This window comes from Pseudoalteromonas sp. MEBiC 03485, assembly GCF_004195145.1.
Taxonomy (GTDB): Bacteria; Pseudomonadota; Gammaproteobacteria; order Enterobacterales; family Alteromonadaceae; genus Pseudoalteromonas; species Pseudoalteromonas apostichopi.
The window spans coordinates 635685-656599 of the sequence record NZ_SGBT01000001.1 but is presented as its reverse complement, the minus strand read 5'-3'; the positions used below and the strand labels follow the sequence as shown (position 1 = coordinate 656599).

The following is a 20915-nucleotide window of genomic DNA, read 5'->3' as shown; positions in this document are numbered from 1 at the left end:
AACGACAACAGGGTGGGAATCCAATGGGGAAATTCAAGCTAAGTGCGCTTATGCTGGCCTTGGTGGCAGCAAATAGTGCAATGGCGGCGACGGAAGAAGAACGCACATCGGCAAAGGAAGTAGATCCTGAGCTTGAAGTAATTGAAGTGCGCGGCTTCAGTCGCAGCTTAATTCAATCATTAAATCAAAAACGTTTTAGCGACACAGTCTCTGAGCAACTATCAGCTGATGACTTAGGAGCATTACCTGATGTGTCGATGGCTGATGCATTAACACGGCTACCGGGGATCTCAGCGGTACGTACCGGTGGCCAAGCTGCCGAAATAAACATCCGCGGTTTATCCGGTGGATTTGTTTTTTCGACATTAAATGGTCGTGAGCAAGTATCTACCAGTGGTAGCCGTAGTATTGAGTTTGACCAATATCCGTCTGAGTTAATCAGTTCGGCGGCGGTGTATAAGTCACCCAAAGCATCACTTATAGAAGGGGGCGTAGCGGGTACAGTAGAGTTACAAACAGCCAGCCCATTGGATAATGACCAGCAACACAAATTTACCGCTAATGTGCGGGGTATGTATAACGACCGTGCTTCAGAGGTATTCGATGCTACCGAATACGGCGATCGTATTAGCTTCTCTTACCAAGGTAAGTTTCTTGACGATACATTAGGTGTCGCATTGGGTTACGCACGCTTATTCCAGCCAAGTGTGGCGACTCAGTTTATCGGCTTTGCATATAACGGCAATAAAGATGTTGATGGGTTAGCAAATGATACCGATGGCCCAGCAGATAACCCTGCTAATGAATACATCAGCGAGGGTTTTGAGCTTCAGCATTTAGGCGGTGAAGAAACCCGTAATGGCTATTTAACCTCGATTGAATGGGCGCCAACCGATAGCTTTAAATTAAAAGGTGATGCGTTTTTATCTCGTTTTGATAGCGAGTCATTTGCCCGTGGTTTCCGGGTTAAGTTCGGTGGTCCATCTGCTGTATATGCTAACCCAGTACTTGATGGTAATGCGGTTATTGGTGGTGCGATTAACCGCACATCAAATAGCTTTACTCGCGTTGAAATCGTTAATGATGATAACCAAGACTTTGATGAAGTAGATAGCTACGGTATTAATGCAGATTGGCAAATTACCGAGCGTTTAAACATGAACGCTGACGTGTCGCTATCACGTGCTAAGAGTAACTTCCGAAATGGTTTACTTTGGGCATTGGTTGCAGAAGATGCTACCGTTGAAAACCCTGTGTTTGATACCAATGTATCACTTAACTATCAATTGAACGGCTTAAACTTACCTGATATTGGCTTTAATCAAGCCGACGCATTTAGCGATATCGACCGAGTTATGGTTAGTAAATACGGTATTTATCCGTATGAAAATGAAGATGAAGTAAAAGCATTTCGACTCGATTTTAAATATGAGTTAGAGAACAATTGGTTTAGCTCAATTGAATTTGGCGCTCGTTATTCAGACCGTGAGTACAGTAATAATCGCTCTGTATTTGAATACGGTAACGATGGCGCATTCTCTTCGACACAGCCGCCACTTCGTCTAACTGACGATATGACTACAGTAGTTGATTGGCAAGGTGAGTTTAGTTATTTCCCATCATACTTAGCGATAGATTTAGATAAAGCACTCAACGCATGGTTCCCAAATGGTATTCCTCAGCCAGTACAAACCTGGGGTAATGCCGATGGCGTCGTTGATCTGGATGGTGACAAAGAGCCTGACACACAAGGCTACACCACTAACTATTCATGGACCATGCTACAAAGCGGATCAGTGTACGAAGAAGTGGTATCAGCGTATCTTATGCTTAATATTGATACCGAAATTGGTACTCTACCAGTCACAGGTAACCTTGGTATTCGCAGAGTTGATACAGACCAGTCAGCGACAGTACTTGAAAATGTCGGTGGCGATCCGCAGCTTGGTGCGCAATATATTGTCGATGACAATGGCATTGTTAATGACCTTTATGCGCCTAGCGTGTTAGGTATTAAATACACTGATTACTTACCGTCGTTAAACCTGAATTTTAAAGTAAGTGACGCGACACAAGTTCGTTTTGCTGCGGCAAAAGTGATGGCGCGTGCTCCAATTAACCGTTTAGCAGGTGATGCTAGTGCATCGGTTAACAATGACGGCGAAATTAACGGTTCAAGTACCAATAATCCATTCTTAAAACCTTTCTATGCGGACCAGTACGATATCTCATACGAGCAATACTTTGAAGACACAGATGGTGCTCTGGTTGTTGCTGCGTTTTATAAGAATATTGACTCATTCATAGATACGGTAGCCATAGAGAACTTTGACTTCAAAGGTAATGGTTTTAACGTACCAGAATACATTGTGGACCCTGTCAGCGGTGAGCAAATCGAAACTACTAATGGTGTGTACACTACTGCGGTTAATAATGCCAAAGGTGGTTATATTCGTGGGATTGAGCTTGCCTATACGCAAGTTTTCTCTTTCTTACCATCACCGTTTGAAGGTCTAGGCATTAACGCTAGTTACTCATATACCGAGAGCGAAGTGCAATCTATTACTGATTTAGGTGGCGATTCTGTGTCGCAAGATTTGCCTGGCCTTTCAAACAATGTCTTTAACGGCACACTTTTTTACAGCTATGAAAACTTTGAAACACGTTTGAATGTGCGTTATCGCGATGACTTTGTTTCAGAGCAAGTTGCTGTCAATGAGCAAGTGGTGAATTTTGATGCGGAAACGGTTGTCGATTTCCAAACATCGTATCAGTTCACAGATTCATTCGGCATGTTATTACAAGTGAATAACCTGACTGATGAACCAACACAAAGCTACTTTGGAACAACCAGTAAAACAGGGACCACGCAATTCTTTGGTCGCCAGTTTTATCTAGGTTTTACCTATAACCATTGATCAGTAAGCTGGAGATAAAAACATGAAAATAATAGCTAATTTTAGCCGCTTACTGATTGCATGCAGCATGGTATTGCTAGCTGCATGTGGTGGTGGCGCAAGTAACGATATAGATTCAGGGCAAGTTTTATTGACCTGTAGCGTACCGCAAGTCCCCAATGAAGCGGGTACTGAGTGTGTTGATCCACCGCCGATTAGTTGTCCGGCACCAACGGTACCAGATGAGAATAATGAGAGCTGTGTAGTTGGTGCTGATCCAACTCTTCCTGACCCTGTGGTTTTCCCCGCAGATGACGAAGCCATCTTATTTTATAACCGCACCAGTGATGATGCCTATGAAGGTTACCGTCTTCACTCATGGAATAATGATGACTGTGATGCGTACGCAGCGCCGTTTGATGCCACTGATTGGGCCAATGGGCATGAATACGATGGTATTGATCCTAACTATGGTGCGTACTGGATTGTAAAACTAAAAGAAGGTTATAACGAGTGTGCTAACTTCATCGTGCATATTGGTACCGAAGGATCTGGCAAAGCGTTTGGTGATGTCGATTTAAAAATGCCATTGATGCAGGACGATGAAAAGTTCCAACGAATGAACTTTACTATTCATGGTGAACCATCAGTATTTGAATACCCAATTGTTAGCTTAGGTGAGCGCCCGGTGAGTATTTCTGGTGCATCAGCGCATTGGATTGATTTATCTACTGTGATTTACCAGCCAAGTAATGAGCTGACAAGCATCATTAAATTACACTCATCAAACAATGCAGATTTAGCTGTCGATGAAGATACTGGTGAGTTAAATGGTCAAGTGGTTGAGCTTACATCGACATCTTTGAGCGATGAACAAATCGCTAAAGTGCCACACCTTGCTGGATGGAATGCATACCAAGGTAGCTGGGATGCAACTGCAGCAAAAGAGCTTATTAAACAACAGTTGGTTGTGGCAGGCTATGATGCTGATGGCAAGCTAATTGAAGCAACCTATGTGCAAACAGCTAAAGCCCTAGATGATTTATATACCAGTGGCGAAAGTGACGCTAATGAAGCACAACTAGGTGTGCATTACACCAATAATGGCATTGATGTGTCGGTATGGGCGCCGACTGCCAGCAATATGAAATTAGCGCTTTATGATGCTGATAAAACAGAGCTTGAACAACTTGCTATGACCTTTGATAGCGCAACGGGTATTTGGTCAAGCAATCTCGATATCAGTCACGATCGTCATTACTACCGCTTTATGTTTGATGTTTATCATCCTACGACTAAGAAAATTGAAAGCTTATGGAGCACAGATCCCTATTCATTGAACGTTTCAACCAATGGTTTATACAGCCAACTGGTTAACCTTGATGATGAGGATACTAAACCGACCGGTTGGGATGAGCGTATGGTGCCAACGGTTGATTACCCTGAGCAAGCGGTCATTTACGAAGGTCATGTGCGTGATTTTAGTGTGCGTGATGAAACGGTCAGCGAAGCAAACCGGGGCAAGTATCTAGCATTTACTGAGCTTGATAGCGCACCAATGCAACATCTTAAAAAGCTAGCAGATAATGGTTTAACACATTTTCATTTACTGCCACTAACAGATATTGGCACCATTGATGAAGATGCCAGTCAGCGTGTTGATATTACCGCAACCTTAGGTGATTTATGTAGCCGCATTGACGACAATGCAGATGCATGTAAAACCGAAGACAAAAACGCATTAATTATTGACCTTATGGCGTCATACCTACCTGGCTCTGATGATGCACAAGCGCTTGCCAATGCAATGCGTGGTGTTGATAGCTTTAACTGGGGTTATGATCCGCACCACTTTATTGCTCCAGAAGGTTCTTACGCTTCATCGCCAGAAGGTATAGCGCGAGTTAAAGAGACGCGTGCGATGATCCAGTCTTTACAAGAAATTGGTTTGCGTGTTGTGCTTGATGTTGTTTACAACCACACTACATCATCAGGTGTCTGGGACAAATCAGTCTTCGATAAACTGGTACCAGGTTATTACCATAGATATAACGAAACATCGGGTGATATTGAGCGCTCAACGTGTTGTGAAAATACTGCAACAGAACATGTCATGATGGATAAGTTTGTTGCTGACTCTATGGTGATTCTAGCTCGTGATTTTGGTTACGATAGCTTCCGCTTTGACGTGATGGGGCATATGCCAAAAGCATCAATTATGACCGCACTTAGTGCAGTGCAAGCAGTTGACCCTGATACCTATTTCTACGGTGAAGGGTGGAACTTTGGTGAAGTGGCAGATAACCGTTTATTTGTGCAAGCGAAACAATTGGATATGGCTGGCACTGAGGTAGGTACCTTTAATGACCGTATCCGTGAAGCAATTCGCGGTGGTGCGTTCTTTAGCAATAATGCCACAGATGGCAACTTATCTGAGCAAGATACGTTGCGTTTATCACTGGCAGGTAACTTACAAAACTACATTCTTAAAGACTTTAAAGGTAATTCAGCAAAAGGCAGCAGCTTTAGCTGGAGTGGTCAGCCAGCGGCTTACGCCCTTGACCCGGCTGACAGCATTAACTATGTCTCTAAGCATGATAACGAAACACTATGGGATCAGCTGCAATACAAGCACGGCACTAACTTAAGTATTGAAGAGCGTGTACGTGTTCACAATATGGCTCTAGCTATGCCACTGATGAGCCAAGGTATTCCATTTATGCAAATGGGTGCGGATATGTTGCGCTCTAAATCAATGGATCGTAACAGCTATGATTCTGGTGATTGGTTCAACTTTGTTGATTTTAGTATGGATACCAATAACTGGAATGTAGGCCTACCGCCTGCGCAAGATAACCAAGCGAAGTGGGGCGAAATTGCGCCTATTTCAGCAAATCCTAACGCACAAGCGATGGCAAGTGACATTGAGTACGCAAGTAATGTATTTACTGAATTCTTGGCAATTCGTAGTGCCAGCCCACTCTTTAGTTTAACCACAGAGCAAGACATTTTAGACCGTGTTGGCTTTCACAATATTGGTAAGCGTCAACAGCAAGGTTTAGTTGTGATGAGTATCGATGATGGCGTTGGGTTGACTGACCTAGATAGCCAATACGATGCCATTGTAGTGGTTATGAACGGTACGGAGCAAAGCTTATCGCATACGGTATCAACTGCTGCGGGTTTTGAGCTTCACCCTGTTTTAAAAGCCAGTGTTGACTCAAGTATGTCAGCGGCAAGCTTTATAGCTGGTGAGGGTGAAGGTACCTTTAATGTTCCGCCATATACTGTTGCAGTGTTTGTGAAACCACAAGGTGATGCACAAGGCGAAGGCCTAAGTGCGGATGCTACTGTAGGTGCGCCAGATATCGTGCCATTTGGTAGCACAACGGTTTATGTTCGTGGCTCATTAAACGACTGGGGCACGGCAAATAGCTTTGAATATGTGGGTAATGGCGAGTACAAAATTGCGATTCCTTTAACAGCGGGTAGCTATGAGTTTAAAGTCGCTTCTGAAGATTGGTCTACCGTTGATTTTGGTGCGCTTTCTGCAGATGATGCTGAAGTGATCGAAGGCGAAGATGAGCCATTGACACGCAGTGGTGCCAATATGACCTTTACGGCGGCAATGGATGCTATTTATGTATTCTCATTCGATGCCACAGACACCGATAACCCAATACTTAAGGTATATAACGAAGAGCCATTTGTTAGCACACCGATTTATGTACGCGGTAGCTTAAACGATTGGGGTACCAGTGACGAGTTGATGTATCAAGGTAAAGGTATTTACACCTTCACTAAACAATTATCTGCAGGTAGCTATGAATTCAAAGTGGCCTCTGAGGATTGGAGCACGGTGGATTATGGCTCAGGTGAGAGTAGTGCGGCTGTGACTTTAGGCACAGAAAAACAGCTTGCAGTAAAAGGTGCAAACATGACAATTGATATTACAACCGATGGTCAATATCAGTTTGTATTTGACGCCAGTAATCTCGAAGAGCCTCTTATGGCCGTGTTCAACGCAGAAATGTTTGGGGAAACTCAAGTATACTTACGCGGCAGCGTCAATGGCTGGGGAACGGATAACCCTCTAATTTATGCAGGTGATGCGATGTATAGTACAACCATGACATTAGAAGCTGGTGACTATGAGTTCAAAGTTGCTTCTGAAGATTGGAGTACAGTAGATTATGGCGGCAGTGGTGATGCACCTGTTGCTGTGATTGGTGAAGCGGCCTTACTAGAAGCCGTTGGTGCTAATATCGCCTTGAATATCCCGACAGCGGGTGATTACCGTTTTACCGTGCAAGGCCCCGATCTGAGTAAACTAACAGTGACGGTTGAAGCAGTGGAATAGCTTTCCCTGCAGTACCTTTAAGCCGGGCTTAGCTCGGCTTTTTTTGTATTTAATGAAAAGTTTGTATATTGTCATAACTCTTATCAAGGAGTCTATGATGACAGAAACCAGTTTATTGAGTGCCAGTTTTGATCCCAAAGTAAAACGGTATTGGTTATTACTGGGTATTTTTACCTGTATGATTAGTATGGTAGGTATCCCTTTCATTCCCATTGTTGCGTTAATAATCTGGCTGGTGGCAGGGCGTATTTTAGCGGCGATGTCAGCTACTTTGTTAACTCGTAAATTAGTGGTGAAGCGTGGTGTCTTTTTTAAAGAAGAAAAGTCGATCCCACTTGAAAAAATAACCGATGTAGCACTAAGTCAAGGTCCCTTAATGCGTCAATTTGGTCTCTATCGACTGAGCTTTGAAACGGCAGGTCAGTCGGGGCAAGGTGCATTGGTATCATTACTCGGAGTGATTGATGCTGAGAAGTTTCGCGAAGCAATCTTGAAACAAAAAGATGAGATGACTCAAACTAGCAGCGCTAAACCAGAGCATCAACCTGAAGACAGTCAGTTAGAACTGCTACGTTCACTTACTTATAGCGTAAAAAACATTGAGCAAATGTTAGTTACGCTATTAGATGAAAAGCGTTAGGCCATTTGTAAAGTAGGGCTACCAGCTTGTACGCTGAGTGTTTTTTGACGCTCGTTAAGCAGTGTGTAATCGGCTGTTTTAACGCTACTTACATAATGCCACTGGGCAACTGCTTGTTGCTGAGTAAAGGTGACGGTTAAGTAGCCGCGTTCAACTAAGTTGTTATAAGCTAAGTCGTTAACCAGCAATGCAATGACTTGCTCAATTTGTGCGACAGCTTCGCTCGATTGTGTATTTAACGCTAAGTAGTTCTCAAGTCCTGGTGAAGAAACCGAAGATGTCGCAAACTCAACACCGGCAGCGGCTTTAGCAGAAACAGGATTGCTGGCATCAGTGACTAATTGTCCTGCCCAGCTGTTATGTGTATCACCCGCTAAAACGACAAGGTTCTTTTGCGCTGCAATTGCTGTCCCAAGTATTACCTCACGTTCATAAGCATAGCCATCCCATGCATCAAGATTATAGGGCGCTGTCGTTTCTACGCGTGCTCGCTCTTGTGCTGTAACACTTTGATCTCCAGCTAAAATGCGTCCTTTAATTTGCGCAAGCTCACTAAATAACGTGTTTGCTTGAGCAAGTAATGCCGATGGATCAGCACCGCTAGCTTGAATTACTTGAATATTCATTAGTAATTGCAGAATCTCAAATGGCAAATGCATTTTAGTCATCAGCACTTGTTGTCCAAGTACTTGCCATTGTGTTGTTGCTGTCGTTAAACCATCGGTAAGCCAAGTGAGTTGCTCGTTACCTAATAAAGCACGAGTAGGTGAGCTGATTGCTGCAACAAAGTCAGTTTGCCCTTGGCTAGTAGCCAAATCGAAATCAGCATAGTTAATTTGTTCATCGCGAGCTAAAACACGGGTATCGAGCATGTGTAATGACACTAAATTGCCAAACTCAAAGCGTCGATAAATACGTTCTTTATCGGTGACATTGCGTATTGGCATCCATTCGAAATAAGCTTGTAGCGCATGCATTTTTCGCTCGCTAAATTCACCTTCGCCGTCGTTGTGATTTTCTGCGCCACTGTGCCATGTATCATTTGCTATTTCGTGGTCGTCCCAAACAGTAATAAATGCACAATGACTATGGGCAGCTTGTAGGTTCTCGTCTTTACGATAATGGCCGTAACGTTTGCGGTAATCAGCTAAAGAAATGATTTCATCGCTATTGTCATCAGGTAATAAACGGCCAAGCTCGGCGGCATCTTCAGTGGCATAACCTGTATTACCATATTCATAGATGTAGTCACCTAAGTGCAGTACTGCATCTAAATCGGTTTGTTTTGCGATTTCACCATACACATGGAAGTAGCCAGCAGGATAGTTAGCACAAGAGACAACGGCAAATTTTACTTGTTCTATGTTGTCGGTTGGAAGCGTTTTACCTGCTCCAGTAGGTGAGGTTTTACCATTACTTATGAAGCGGTAGTAATAGGTGGTGTTGGCATCGAGACCTTGCAGATCAACTTTTAAGGTGAAGTCAGTTGCATCACTTACTTGAGTTTCGCCATCATGGCTTATAGTTGTGAAGTTAGCATCCGTTGAGGCTTGCCAAACTACGTTAACACTCTTTACGTTTTCAAGTGGGGTTATGCGAGTCCAAATGATGAGGCTATCAGCTAGCGGGTCGCCACTAGCAACACCGTGATCAAAGCTGACAGGGGTCTGCTTTGTGGTTTCCTCATCATCGTCATTAAGACTACAGCCAGTTAAACCGAAAGATAAAACGGCGGCTCCAAAACCAGCCGCCGATGCTTTTAAAAAGCGTCTGCGTGTAAAAGTCATTGCTCTGTACCTACAAATAGAAAAGTACGAGCTTATCCGACCAGTGTTACTATTCTATGAAGCTAAAACACTTGGCAAATTTGTTCTGCATTACAGGTGATTACAGTGACATTTTCGTAGCCAACACGAGTAAGTGCTTCGGCACTAAGTGTGGCACGGGCACTACTTGCACAGTGTAAGTAAATTGGCCTTGCAGGATCTTTTTCAATTTCCATTAATTTCATTTCAAGTACACCGCGCGGGATATTAATAGCACCTGTCGCTGCTTTTGTGGCGTGTTCAGCCGGCTCACGTACGTCTATTAATAAACCGTGATTTTCGCTTAATTCTTGTTTTGCTTGGTCAGCGTTAATGCGGCGCTGGTTTGGGGCAATAATTTTCATTAAGTCAGGAATTGGTGTCAGCATACTAATCCTCCATGCCAAGTTTGCGTAAAATAGTGATCATTGGGCACCACTTAGTGAATGCCGATTGAATTAAGTTTAGAGCAATAAATACCGTAAACCAAATCCACAACGGACTGTGAAACTGTTGTAGCAACAATGAAATACAGATCATTACACCAGCAATTAGGCGAAGCGCGTCATTTAGTTTCATAATAAGACCTCAATAACAGAGTGATGCATTTAATATATTAGAAAAACCTACATTAGTAAATTCTAATATTAGACTTTTCTAATATATCAATCTATACTTTAGCGGTATTTAAGAATATAGAGTAGTGTGATTATGAACATCGATTTTGCGGCTATGGCCGACAATGTGGAACAAGCAGAGCAAATGCTAAAGATATTGGCGAATAAAAATCGCTTGATGATCTTATGTTCGCTGCAAGATGGTGAAATGAGCGTGAGCGAATTAAACGAAGCTGTGCCGTTGGCACAGTCAGCATTATCGCAACACTTAGCGGCGCTGAGAAAAGCGCAGATAGTCTCGACTCGACGTGAAAGCCAAACTATCTATTATCGCGTGGTTGATAAAAACGTGGTATCGATCTTAGCGACCCTACATGGCTTATTTTGCAAAGGTAATTAAGCAATGAATGCTATCGATAATGCAGTAAAAAACAGCTTGAGCGGTCGCCTCCCCGTCATTATTTTTATTATGTCGGTGCTGCTTGGCTTAATGGCATTAAAGCAAACCCCTCGTGAAGAAGAGCCGCAAATTGTGGTTCCTATGCTTGATATATATGTGGCAGCGCCAAACGTTGAAGCGCCAGAAGTAGCCAGGCTGGTAACTGAACCATTGGAGAAGTTATTGGCGCAGTTAACGGGCGTTGAGCATATTTACTCGACTACACAAAGTAATGCTGCTGTTGTTACTCTTCGCTTTGAAGTTGGTCACGACCGTGAGCAAGCCATCCTCGACACTTACGCTAAACTCTATAGCTATCAACACACGATGGCGTCAGTGATCAGTTCATGGCAAATACGCCCGGTTGAAGTGAACGATGTACCCATTGTGATGCTGGGCTTATTTAGTAAAGATCCAAAACTTTACGATGATTACCAACTAACCCGCTTTGCCAACGAAATCGCTAACAGTTTACAGCGCATCGAAAACACCAGCGAAGTGAAAGTGATTGCTGGTAGAACTCGTCAATTAACGATTAACCTTGATGCAAGCGCGCTTGCTGCACATCAAACAACCCTAACCGATGTGTATTATGCGCTTAGCGTATCTAACCAATTAGTTAATGTGGGCAGTGTTGTTGAAGGTAAGCAGCAAATTGCCTTACAAGTGGGTGATGTTTTACGTTCTCAATCTGCGATAGAACGCCTTGTTGTCAACGTGGTTAACGGTAAGAGTGTTTACCTAAGTGATGTGGCCGAGGTGAGTGATGGTCCAAGCGAAGCACAAAGCTATCAATGGTTGGCTCAATCAGATAACCAGCAACAACTTCCTTTAGTTACCATTAGTGTCGCTAAGCAAGCAGGCACTAATGCGGTAGCTGTAGCCAATGAAGTACACAGCATGATGGACAGCTTATCGGCTAATTTGCTGCCAGATGAAGTGGGCTACACCGTACTGCGAGACTATGGCCAAACAGCGAACGAAAAAGTAAATAATCTTACCTCGAGTTTAGTATTTGCGGTGTTTACCGTGGTTATTTTTGTTGGCGTATTTTTAGGCTGGCGACCAGCAATTGTGGTTGGTTTAGCTGTGCCTATTTGTTACGGCATAACCCTGACACTTGATTTTGCCTTTGGTTATACGATTAACCGAGTCACGCTGTTTGCATTAATACTTTCTCTAGGTTTATTGGTTGATGATCCCATCACAGGCATAGATAACATAAGTCGTTTTTTAACGCAAAAAGGTGATAAAAAACAACGCATAGTTGATGCTATGAGCGAAATACGCGTGGCGTTGTTTATGTCAACATTGACTATTATGGTGGCATTTATCCCGCTTGCGTTTATTACTGGCATGATGGGCCCTTATATGGCACCTATGGCATTTAATGTGCCAGTCAGTGTGATGGTTTCTACCATTGTGGCATTTTTTGTAACGCCTTGGTTGGCCATGAAACTGCTGAAAGCGCCCGTTGATGACAGTATGCAACTAGAAGCCAATCCGCATAGTTTGTATGAGCGCATCTTATCGCCATTACTTGAGTCTAAAGGCCGTGCAAAACTCGTTCTATGGACCACATTAGGCCTGTTTGTCGCCAGTGCCATGCTACCCGTCATGCGTGTCGTGCCTTTAAAGTTGCTACCGTTCGATAATAAAAACGAGTTGCAAGTTTTAATCGATATGCCAGAGGGCACGAGCCTTGAGCAAACCGCAGCTTTCACGCGAAAAGTACAAACTGTCACTTGGAAATTAAATGAGGTAAGCGAGGTGGCAGCCTACGTTGGCCAGCCATCTAGTATGGACTTTAATGGTATGGTACGTGGTTATTATCGACGCGAAGCCGCCAATCTTGCTGAGCTAAGAGTATTACTGCTTGATAAAACTGAGCGTGATCATCAATCTCATGCTGTGGTCATGCGCTTGCGTGCAGCATTAGCACCACTGGCAACCGATGGCATTGTTATTAAAGTGGTTGAAGTACCACCAGGCCCGCCTGTTTTAAGTACCTTAGTGGCTGAAGTTTACAGTGAGCCATTTGTTGATACAGACACTCACTATCAAGCAGCTCTTGCAGTTGCGGCAAGGTTAAAGCAAGAGCCGCATGTGGTTGAGGTTGATACCAGTGTTGCTGCCAATGCACCCTTACAACGTTTTGTTACCGATAAAAGTAAAGCGTCATTGTCGGCGGTCTCTACGCAAGATATTGCCCAGACCTTAGCCATTGCCTCGCATGGGCAAAATGTTGGGGTGTTATATGTTAGCGGCGAAACAGACCCTGTTGATATTAAACTGCAACTGCCGTATCAAGACCGAAATCAATTTGCTCAATTGCTCGCATTGCAGGTTCGCGGTGACAGAGAACTCGCAAAAACCAGTGATGAATTTGGGCTGCAAAGTGCACCGCGTCCGCTGGTGGCATTATCTGAATTAGGCGAGTTTCAGTATCAAGATGTTGCTAAACCAATTATGCGTAAAGATCAGCGTAATGTTGTGTATGTAATGGCTGAGCTAAACGGTCGTACACCCGCAGAGATTATTGCTGACGTCAATGCCGACTTAGGTATCAGCGCTGACGAATTTAGCCAAACTGATTGGCAAAGTAGGCACTTTTTCAATAATGGTGGTAGCCAATCTTGGCAATTACCTGCTGGCACTGACGTAACCTTTAGTGGAGAAGGTGAATGGCGAATTACCATTGATGTATTTAGAGATATGGGTATTGCCTTTGCGTTTGCGCTAACTGCAATTTTCATCATCTTACGAATTCAAACAAATTCTGCCAGTTTGTCACTGATCATCATGTCGGCTATTCCATTAACCGTGATAGGTATCATGCCGGGCTTTTGGTTATTAAATCAATTTGGAGAGCGCACCATTGCTGGTGCTCCAGAGCCGGTGTTATTCACTGCAACAGCCATGATAGGCATGATCGCACTTGCCGGTATTGTGGTCCGTAACTCACTTATTTTGGTTGAATTTATAAATCAAGCTCGTAGCCAAGGTATGGCAATTAAACAAGCTTTAATTGCCGCAGGTACAGTGCGTATGCGTCCAGTGTTACTGACTGCAGGAACTACCTTATTAGGTAACTTAGTGATCACCCTAGACCCGGTATTTAGCGGTCTAGCGATTGCAATTATTTTTGGTATTGTGGCATCAACATTGTTCTCATTATTTGTTGTGCCCCTGGTTTATTATTTAGTGTTTGCAAAGGATGCAGCCAAAGAGGAAAAAGCTCATGCAGGGTAAATCAAAACTTATTGGTTCAATTATCGCGTTATTTGTGATCATTGTGGCGGTACTTTACATGGCGGGCAGTTTTTCTGATAAGCAAGCCGCAGGCATGAAAAACCCATCGGCAAACGATTACAATGGTCAGTTAGTGACAGTTACACTGGCAGATATCGCTCGTGATGAAGTTGTGCCAGGAACCGTAATTGCAAAACAAAATACGCAAATCTCATCGCGAGTTATGGCACAAGTTGAGCGTTTAAATGTACGCGCTGGCGATACTGTAAAACAAGGTGATGTATTGATCACCTTGCAGCAAGATGACTTTAAAGCTGGGCTTGCACAAAGCGAAGCACAAATAAACGCAATTAATGCATCGCTGACTCAAGCAGAGAAACAGCTTAAACGTATCAACGATTTGTACAAACAAGGCTTGGTATCTGTTAGTGAATACGACGATGCTAAAGCAAGATTCGATAATTTAACTGCGAACCTAGCGATTGCTAAACAACAGCAAACACAAGCACAAGTCGCGTTGAGTTTTACGCAAATTAAAGCGCCGATTTCAGGTGTTGTGGTTGAGCGTTTTGCAGAACCTGGCGATACCGCAACCCCTGGTACGCCATTACTCGCACTGTATAACCCACAGCAATTGCAATTAGCGTTTAATGTCAGAGAACAACAAGCAATTAAATTGAATGTTGGCCAAGCTCTGACAGTCAAATTACCCGCTTTATCAACGTCAATGCCTGCCACTGTGACAGAAATAGTGCCCGTTGCTGATAGTGCTGCGCGCAGTATGGAAATCCGTTTAGAAACAGATGTGCAAACTGGGTTAATGCCTGGGCTTTATGCGCAGTTACAATTACCGCTCGCCACTGAAAAAGGGGTGTTGATTGACTCAAGTTGGGTGCACCAGTATGGCCAATTGAGTATGGTTTACTTACTTGAAAATAATCAGATAGTGCGTCGTTTTGTACGCCTTGGCGAAGTGGTTGATGGGCAGCAGCACATCGTTTCAGGTTTAAACCCAGGTGATGTGCTAGCTATTGATTTTAAAACTAAATAAAGGTTGCTATTTCGTCCAGCGACTTTTTCACTAAGGCATGCTCAGGGATAGTTGCATCTGTGCCTGGGTAGCCTGCAATGAGCAGCATGTAAGGGCGCTCATTATCTTTATCGCGGCCACAAATTTCGGTTAAAAAGCTCATTGGCTTTGGTGTATGCGTGAGGGTAGCAAGGCCTGCTCTGTGTAGTGCTTGAATTAAAAAGCCGGTTGCTAGGCCAACAGATTCATGAACATAGTAATTGGTATTTTTGTCATCGGCAGAAATACCGCCTTTCTTTTGACTAAACACGGCAATTAGCCAAGGTGCATGCTCAAGGTAGGGCTTACTGGCATCTGTGCCAAGTGGTTTTAAAGCATCTAACCATTCTTCACCAGCTCGGCCTTCATAAAATGAGCGCTCTAGCTTTTCGGCTGCTTCACGAATTTGTTTTTTCACATCGCTACTGTGTATTGCCACAAAGTGCCAAGGTTGATGATTGGCACCACTTGGTGCAGTGCCTGCCGCTTTAATACAAGTTTCGATTATTTCTTTTGGCACAGGGCGGTCGCTAAAGCTGCGAATACTATGGCGACGCTGACTAACGGCTAAAAACTCTTCGGCGCGTTTAAGCATTTCGTCATGAGGGTATTCAATAAAGTCATTGAGTGGTTGATTATTGTGTTCTTGCATGGCTTTTCGCTTCTTGTGTGTTGATGATTTAATTATGAATATGTTGGTTTCGACGGTACTCTTCTAATTCATTGCTCAACCAATCTTTTGCATTGAGTAACGATCCATTGCTGAGTCTTACTTTATAGGGCTTACCGCTCCAAGAGCTTTTGCTCGCTAGGTTTTCGATAAACTTGTCGGCGGTATTTGCATAGCGGGTCGCTTTTCGATATTTCATAGCGAGGTGCTCGGCAGCATCTTGGCTTGAGTGTTCTGTGTCATTGCGTATAAATACGGCATCGCTTTTAGCGACAAAATCAATTAAGTGATTAATTTCTTGCTCTGGAGTGGCTGCAATACAGAATTGACTAATGCTCAAGAACATTAATGCGATAAACCAATATCTTTTCATTGTTATTTTCACTGTTCTTTTTGCTCTATGGTTAAGGTTGCAATTATTGGATTATGATCTGAGCTTGCAAGCTCAGGCACTATAGTTGTTTCTATTTTGACACCTCGCACCCATATTTGGTCAAGTGCTAATCCAAATGTTTTGGTGCGTTTATCATCTAAATAGATAGCCTCGTGTAGGCCTAGTTGGGTCAACGTTTGCTGCAATAAGGCTTGGCGCTCATCACTCCAGGTATTGAGATCACCGGCAAATACGATAGGTCCTTTATGCGTTCGCATAATGGCGGCGGCATCGTCTAGCTGTTGTTTAAAGTCATTTACACCAACCGTAAAGTTAATGGCATGCAGGTTAATACTGAGTAATAACTGTTGATCTGGCAGCGCATACTCCACAATATTGGTGGCTTTTGGGCTACGTAGCCAAGGCTCTTTGTGAGTGAGTGTGCAATGCACAGTGGCGGGCCAACGGCTGAGTGTCATAACTCCAGATTGCACACTGCCACTCTTATAGCCTTTAGCAAAACGCCAATATGGTTTGAGCTTTGTAAGAGCTGGTTCTTCGATAGCTTCTTGAAGTAACACAATATCAGCATCGTCATTTAGGTTTTGTAAATCTGTGAGTAAGCCATCTATTTGTGCTTTGTAGATATTCCAACTCAATAACTTGAACTGATAGGGCAAAATGTAATGCGCTGCGTAAGTTTGCATGCGACTTTGTGCTAACTGCTGTTGGCAATTAGCAAGGTTCACGGCAGTTTTGGTTATACCTTGCTGCTCATCAGAGCTAGGATCGCTCGAAAAGCTATACCAAGACAGCGCGCTCAAACACACAAGTAATAAAAATATACGCAGATATGCCGTCATAATGACCTTTAGTTACTTTCCTTGAGAGTTAGTCGTTGTTAGCCCAGTTTAGTTCAAAGGCTAAATGTTAGAAACTGTAGTATTTCCTACAATTTCTATACGCTTTCTTACCCAAAATGAGTACTCATGTTCTTATACTTACTTAGCTTAACAACTAAGACAAAGGAACTACTCATGAAACAAATGGCCTGTATGCTGCTCGCCTTATCGGTGACAGCTTGTTCATCAGTCACCATAGTGCCAGAAAAAATAACCAATAAATTAGCCACTAAAGCTGATTACCAAGATAGCCGCCCATTCTTTCTGTGGGGGCTTGTTGGTGAAGAGCGCGTTGATGTAAAGGCTATTTGCCAAGATAAAAAAGTTGCCCAAATGCAATCACAACAAACATTCGCTGATGGCGCATTAGGACTAGTTACACTCGGAATTTATGCTCCTCACACAGTAAAAGTATGGTGTGAGCAACAAGCACAGGAGCAACAACTATGAAAAGCTTACTAATAACAGCGGTGTTAGTTGCAACCTTAAGTGGTTGCACAAATATCTACTTCGATAATGGCAGTGCAGCGCAAGGCAATAAAGCGCCTGCAACAGAGCAGTGGCATCATAACTTTGCCGCGGCGCTTTACGAAGGTTCAAAGCCTGTCGACTTATCTGAACAATGCCCAGATTCAGAGTGGCAAACCGTTCACACTTATAAGTCGTTCACCAATGGTCTTGCTGAAATTGCAGTAAACCAAGTTGGGCCTATTTGGTACCCGAAAACAGTTGAAATAAGCTGTGCTCAAGTACCTTATAAGCCAGACTAGTTATTCATAACGCAGTGCATCAATTGGGTTTAAGCGTGCCGCTTTAATAGCGGGCGCTAAGCCAAACACAATACCAATCAATGACGTAAAGCCAAATGACAGCATAATCGCCCAACCCGGTATGTATGCATCTGGCATGCTCGGCACTGATAACGAAATCAGTGCCGCGGCACCATACCCTATCGCTAAACCAATTAAGCCACCAAAAAGCGATAGCACCACCGCTTCAACTAAAAATTGCAGCATAATAAAGCCAGGTGTTGCCCCTAATGCTTTTAAAGTGCCGATCACACGAGTGCGTTCTGTTACCGAAACCAGCATGATATTCATCACACCGATACCCCCAACCACCAGACTGATACCGACTATCCCCGCGGTAATTGCGGTTGCACTTCCGGTAAATTTATCGATATTAGCACGGGCTTTTTCGGCGGTTTCAAACTCAAAGTCGTCATCTTCGCCGTCTTTTAGTTTATGTAATTGACGCAAGATGCGGCGAATTTTACCCAGTACTTGCGTTTCGTTAGCATCGTCTTTTAAACGAAACATCATTTGCACATTAGTATCAACACTGCCGCCTTCTAGCGCACTCATGGTACTTATTGGAATATTAATGTAATCGTCTTGGTCAAAACCTAATAAGCTACCTTGTTTTTCAGCAACACCAATAATGCGAAACCACTCACCACCGAGTTTGATATATTCACCTACAGGGTTTTCAGGCAAGTTGAGCTTTTCGATAATTGAAGGGCCGATAAACGCCACTCGACGGCGTTTTTCATCATCTTCTGCGCGAATAAATCGGCCGAGTTCTGGGTAGGTGCGGTAAGCTTTTTGGTAGTCTTGCTCGGTACCCATCACGCGTGAAGCATGACTTTTATTGCCGTACTCTGCTGCACCAGAAAAGCGCCAAGTAAACATCAGCGCAGTAAAGGTTTCGGCTTCTTTAACGCGTGCTTTTAGGGTTAAAAAGTCGCTGTAGGTTAGCTTTGCTTGTTGGCCTACCATTTCTTTTTCTACGCTAGTGTAAGGTTTTATATTGGTCACATCAGGAGACATATCAGCCAGCTGATCATTAATTTGCTTGGTAAATCCTTGCATTACTGCCACTACGGTCACAACCGCTGCAACACCAATGATAATACCTAAGCAGGTAAGGGCACTACGCATCGCGTTTGCTTTAATTGCCATGAGTGCGGCTTTAGTGCCTTCCATAACAGCGATAGCAGATTTAAACATGTTGTCTTGCTCCTTCGCCTTTACGGGTATCACTGACAACCTTGCCATCAACTAAACGAATAACACGTTGGCAGTGATCAGCAATATCTTGTTCGTGAGTAACCAAAATAATGGTGTGCCCTTCGTTATGAAGCTCATCAAACAGCGCCATGATCTCAGTGGTGGTTTTACTATCTAGGTTACCGGTAGGCTCATCACCAAGTAGAATGTGGGGTTTAGTAACAAGTGCGCGAGCAATAGCGACACGTTGACGTTGGCCACCAGAAAGCTGGCTCGAAAGGTGATTTACCTTATCGCCAAGACCAACCCGTTGTAATGATTCGAGCGCTTGCTGCTTTCGCTCTTTGGCAGAAATAAATCGATACACCAAAGGCTGCATAACATTTTCAAGAGCGGATGCTCGTGGTAATAAATTGAAACTTTGAAAAATAAAGCCAACACTTTCATTACGCTGATGAGCAAGCTCCGTTTCGGTCATGCGCTTTACTAACTTATCTTTTAAATAGTAGTCGCCACTGGTGGGAGTATCTAAACAGCCAAGCAAGTTCATCAGGGTTGATTTACCTGAACCGGAAGGGCCAATAATGGCAACATACTCATTTTGAGCAATTTCAATATTAATATCATCAAGGGCTTTGAAAACTTGTTCGCCCATTTTGTATTGTTTATTGATATTGCTGAGCTTGATCACCGCAGACATTAGTTAGCACCTTTTTCAGGGCTGTTTTTAACGGCTACCGTATCACCTTCTTTAAGTGAACTAAGTGGTCTAGCAGGGCCGATAACAATACGATCCCCCTTTGCAACACCGCTGGTTAGCGCTTGTTCAATATCTGAAGAAATACCCACCGTAACAGTTGTTTTAGTTACGGTGTTATCTGTATTAAGCTTCCAGACAAAGTAGCTATCATCCTCTTTTTGAATAGCTTCAATAGGCAGTTTTAAGCCATTTTCGGCAATGCTCGTGGCGATTTCTGCGCGGCAACTCATTCCGGCATATAGCTGGCGGTCAGTGGCATCAAGTAGTACTTTGACTTTAAATGATAAGCCTTGTGAACCGGCTTGATTTTTTGCTGATGTGCCAATGTTTATGACTTTGCCAGTAAAAGGTTGATTTGGGTAAGCGGCAGCATAGATATCTGCATGTTGGTCTAGTTTTATACCAGCAATATCGGTTTCGTCCACGCGAAGTTCGGCTAAAATAGCGCTTGGATCTGCTACTAGCATCAGATCTGAGCCAATAATGTTGGTTGTTCCGGCAATTACGGTTTCACCTTCTTTAATATTTACCGATGCAAGTAGCCCACTCATTGGTGCGCGAAATACACTTTTATTTAAACGGTCTTCAGCAATGAGTAATGACGCTTGGGCTTGGTTGTAAGCTTCACGCTTTGCTTCAATATCTATTTTCGCTAAATCGCGGGCATTTTGTAGGTTTTCATACACTTCTTGGCCAGCGAGGCCAACTTCATAAAGCTCTTTTTGGCGGCTTAGTTGACGCTCGATATTTTTCAGTCGGGTTTCGCTGTGCTTAATATCAATTTCAGTAGCGCGAAGCACGGCTTTGTTGCGTGCAACTTCAGATTCAAACGCTGTAGTATCTAGACGCATAAGAATATCGCCCTCAGTGACACTTTCTCCTTCTTCGACAAACACTTTCGCTACGCGGCCAGTCACTTCAGAGCGCAGCTGCACTTGGGTGTTAAAGACTAGGTTGCCAGAGGCTAAAATTGAATCGGCAATATTGCCTTGTGCAACTTCTGCAATATGCATTTCTGGTGCATCTTTATTGCCTGTGACTTGTTTTGATACTAGTAAAGCGACAAATGCTGTAACAGCGAGGCCAATAATAATGGCTTTTTTCATGTTACTTCCTTGGTAG

17 protein-coding genes are annotated in these 20915 nt (G+C 43.5%); 8 read left to right on the top strand and 9 right to left on the bottom strand.

The features are described 5' to 3' along the window. Positions 1–23 precede the first annotated feature (23 nt). The 3 genes from EVU92_RS03080 to EVU92_RS03070 all read left to right on the top strand — a co-directional run bounded on the left by EVU92_RS03080 (position 24) and on the right by EVU92_RS03070 (position 7897). Positions 24–2918: a TonB-dependent receptor gene (locus EVU92_RS03080; protein ID WP_130049961.1), complete on the top strand. Its 2895-nt coding sequence runs from the start codon at positions 24–26 to the stop codon at positions 2916–2918. Between the two features lie 22 nt (positions 2919–2940). Then, positions 2941–7257 (top strand): pullulanase-type alpha-1,6-glucosidase, encoded by a 4317-nt coding sequence (pulA, locus tag EVU92_RS03075; protein ID WP_130049960.1) that lies wholly within the window; start codon positions 2941–2943, stop codon positions 7255–7257. A gap of 97 nt (positions 7258–7354) precedes the next feature. After that, a complete protein-coding gene (locus tag EVU92_RS03070) occupies positions 7355–7897 on the top strand; it encodes a PH domain-containing protein (protein WP_130052212.1) in 543 nt (180 codons plus the stop codon). On the opposite strand, the gene EVU92_RS03065 is transcribed toward EVU92_RS03070, so the two are convergent. From EVU92_RS03065 to EVU92_RS03055, 3 genes are all read right to left on the bottom strand, one after another. Then, positions 7894–9684, bottom strand: coding sequence for an alkaline phosphatase D family protein (locus tag EVU92_RS03065; protein WP_130049959.1), 1791 nt, complete (start codon positions 9682–9684; stop codon positions 7894–7896). The two genes, EVU92_RS03070 and EVU92_RS03065, sit on opposite strands and share 4 nt — an antisense overlap. A 62-nt stretch (positions 9685–9746) precedes the next feature. After that, complete coding sequence (locus EVU92_RS03060) at positions 9747–10091, bottom strand: rhodanese-like domain-containing protein (RefSeq protein ID WP_130049958.1); 345 nt, start codon at positions 10089–10091, stop codon at positions 9747–9749. A 1-nt stretch (position 10092) separates the two neighbouring features. Continuing rightward, complete coding sequence (locus EVU92_RS03055; RefSeq protein ID WP_054562832.1) at positions 10093–10281, bottom strand: DUF2892 domain-containing protein; 189 nt, start codon at positions 10279–10281, stop codon at positions 10093–10095. 132 nt (positions 10282–10413) lie between these two features. Between EVU92_RS03055 and EVU92_RS03050 the strand changes: the two genes are divergently transcribed. Genes EVU92_RS03050 through EVU92_RS03040 form a run of 3 tightly spaced genes read left to right on the top strand, consistent with a single transcriptional unit; the run spans position 10414 to position 15061 of the window. Then, a complete protein-coding gene (locus tag EVU92_RS03050; protein WP_130049957.1) occupies positions 10414–10719 on the top strand; it encodes a metalloregulator ArsR/SmtB family transcription factor in 306 nt (101 codons plus the stop codon). Positions 10720–10722: 3 nt separating this feature from the next. After that, positions 10723–14010 (top strand): efflux RND transporter permease subunit, encoded by a 3288-nt coding sequence (locus EVU92_RS03045; protein WP_130049956.1) that lies wholly within the window; start codon positions 10723–10725, stop codon positions 14008–14010. Next, the gene (locus tag EVU92_RS03040; RefSeq protein WP_130049955.1) at positions 14000–15061 is read left to right on the top strand and encodes an efflux RND transporter periplasmic adaptor subunit; all 1062 of its coding nucleotides are present in this window, start codon (positions 14000–14002) and stop codon (positions 15059–15061) included. Before EVU92_RS03045 ends, EVU92_RS03040 begins: the two co-directional genes overlap by 11 nt. Here EVU92_RS03040 and EVU92_RS03035 read toward each other — a convergent pair. The 3 genes from EVU92_RS03035 to EVU92_RS03025 are packed head-to-tail and all read right to left on the bottom strand — an operon-like array spanning position 15054 to position 16985. Further along, on the bottom strand, positions 15054–15731 hold the full coding sequence (locus EVU92_RS03035) for a nitroreductase family protein (protein ID WP_130049954.1): 678 nt from the start codon (positions 15729–15731) through the stop codon (positions 15054–15056). The two genes, EVU92_RS03040 and EVU92_RS03035, sit on opposite strands and share 8 nt — an antisense overlap. Positions 15732–15759: 28 nt before the next feature. Beyond that, a complete protein-coding gene (locus EVU92_RS03030) occupies positions 15760–16122 on the bottom strand; it encodes a DUF5329 domain-containing protein (protein ID WP_130049953.1) in 363 nt (120 codons plus the stop codon). Positions 16123–16130: 8 nt separating this feature from the next. Next, the gene (locus EVU92_RS03025; RefSeq protein WP_130049952.1) at positions 16131–16985 is read right to left on the bottom strand and encodes an endonuclease/exonuclease/phosphatase family protein; all 855 of its coding nucleotides are present in this window, start codon (positions 16983–16985) and stop codon (positions 16131–16133) included. Between the two features lie 174 nt (positions 16986–17159). On the opposite strand from EVU92_RS03025, the gene EVU92_RS03020 reads away from it, so the two are divergent. Together EVU92_RS03020 and EVU92_RS03015 are read left to right on the top strand one after the other, a co-directional pair. Continuing rightward, positions 17160–17474, top strand: a complete 315-nt coding sequence (locus tag EVU92_RS03020) for a Bor family protein (RefSeq protein ID WP_130049951.1) — start codon at positions 17160–17162, stop codon at positions 17472–17474. Next, positions 17471–17794, top strand: a complete 324-nt coding sequence (locus tag EVU92_RS03015) for a hypothetical protein (RefSeq protein ID WP_130049950.1) — start codon at positions 17471–17473, stop codon at positions 17792–17794. Before EVU92_RS03020 ends, EVU92_RS03015 begins: the two co-directional genes overlap by 4 nt. Here the strand turns inward: EVU92_RS03015 and EVU92_RS03010 are convergent, their stop codons facing one another. From EVU92_RS03010 to EVU92_RS03000, 3 genes are read right to left on the bottom strand one after another with little or no spacing between them, the layout of a single operon-like run. Beyond that, positions 17795–19033, bottom strand: coding sequence for an ABC transporter permease (locus EVU92_RS03010; protein WP_130049949.1), 1239 nt, complete (start codon positions 19031–19033; stop codon positions 17795–17797). Continuing rightward, complete coding sequence (locus EVU92_RS03005) at positions 19026–19733, bottom strand: ABC transporter ATP-binding protein (RefSeq protein WP_063702351.1); 708 nt, start codon at positions 19731–19733, stop codon at positions 19026–19028. The genes EVU92_RS03010 and EVU92_RS03005 overlap by 8 nt, the downstream gene beginning before the upstream one ends. Continuing rightward, positions 19733–20899, bottom strand: a complete 1167-nt coding sequence (locus tag EVU92_RS03000; RefSeq protein WP_130049948.1) for an efflux RND transporter periplasmic adaptor subunit — start codon at positions 20897–20899, stop codon at positions 19733–19735. Before EVU92_RS03000 ends, EVU92_RS03005 begins: the two co-directional genes overlap by 1 nt. Positions 20900–20915 lie beyond the last annotated feature (16 nt).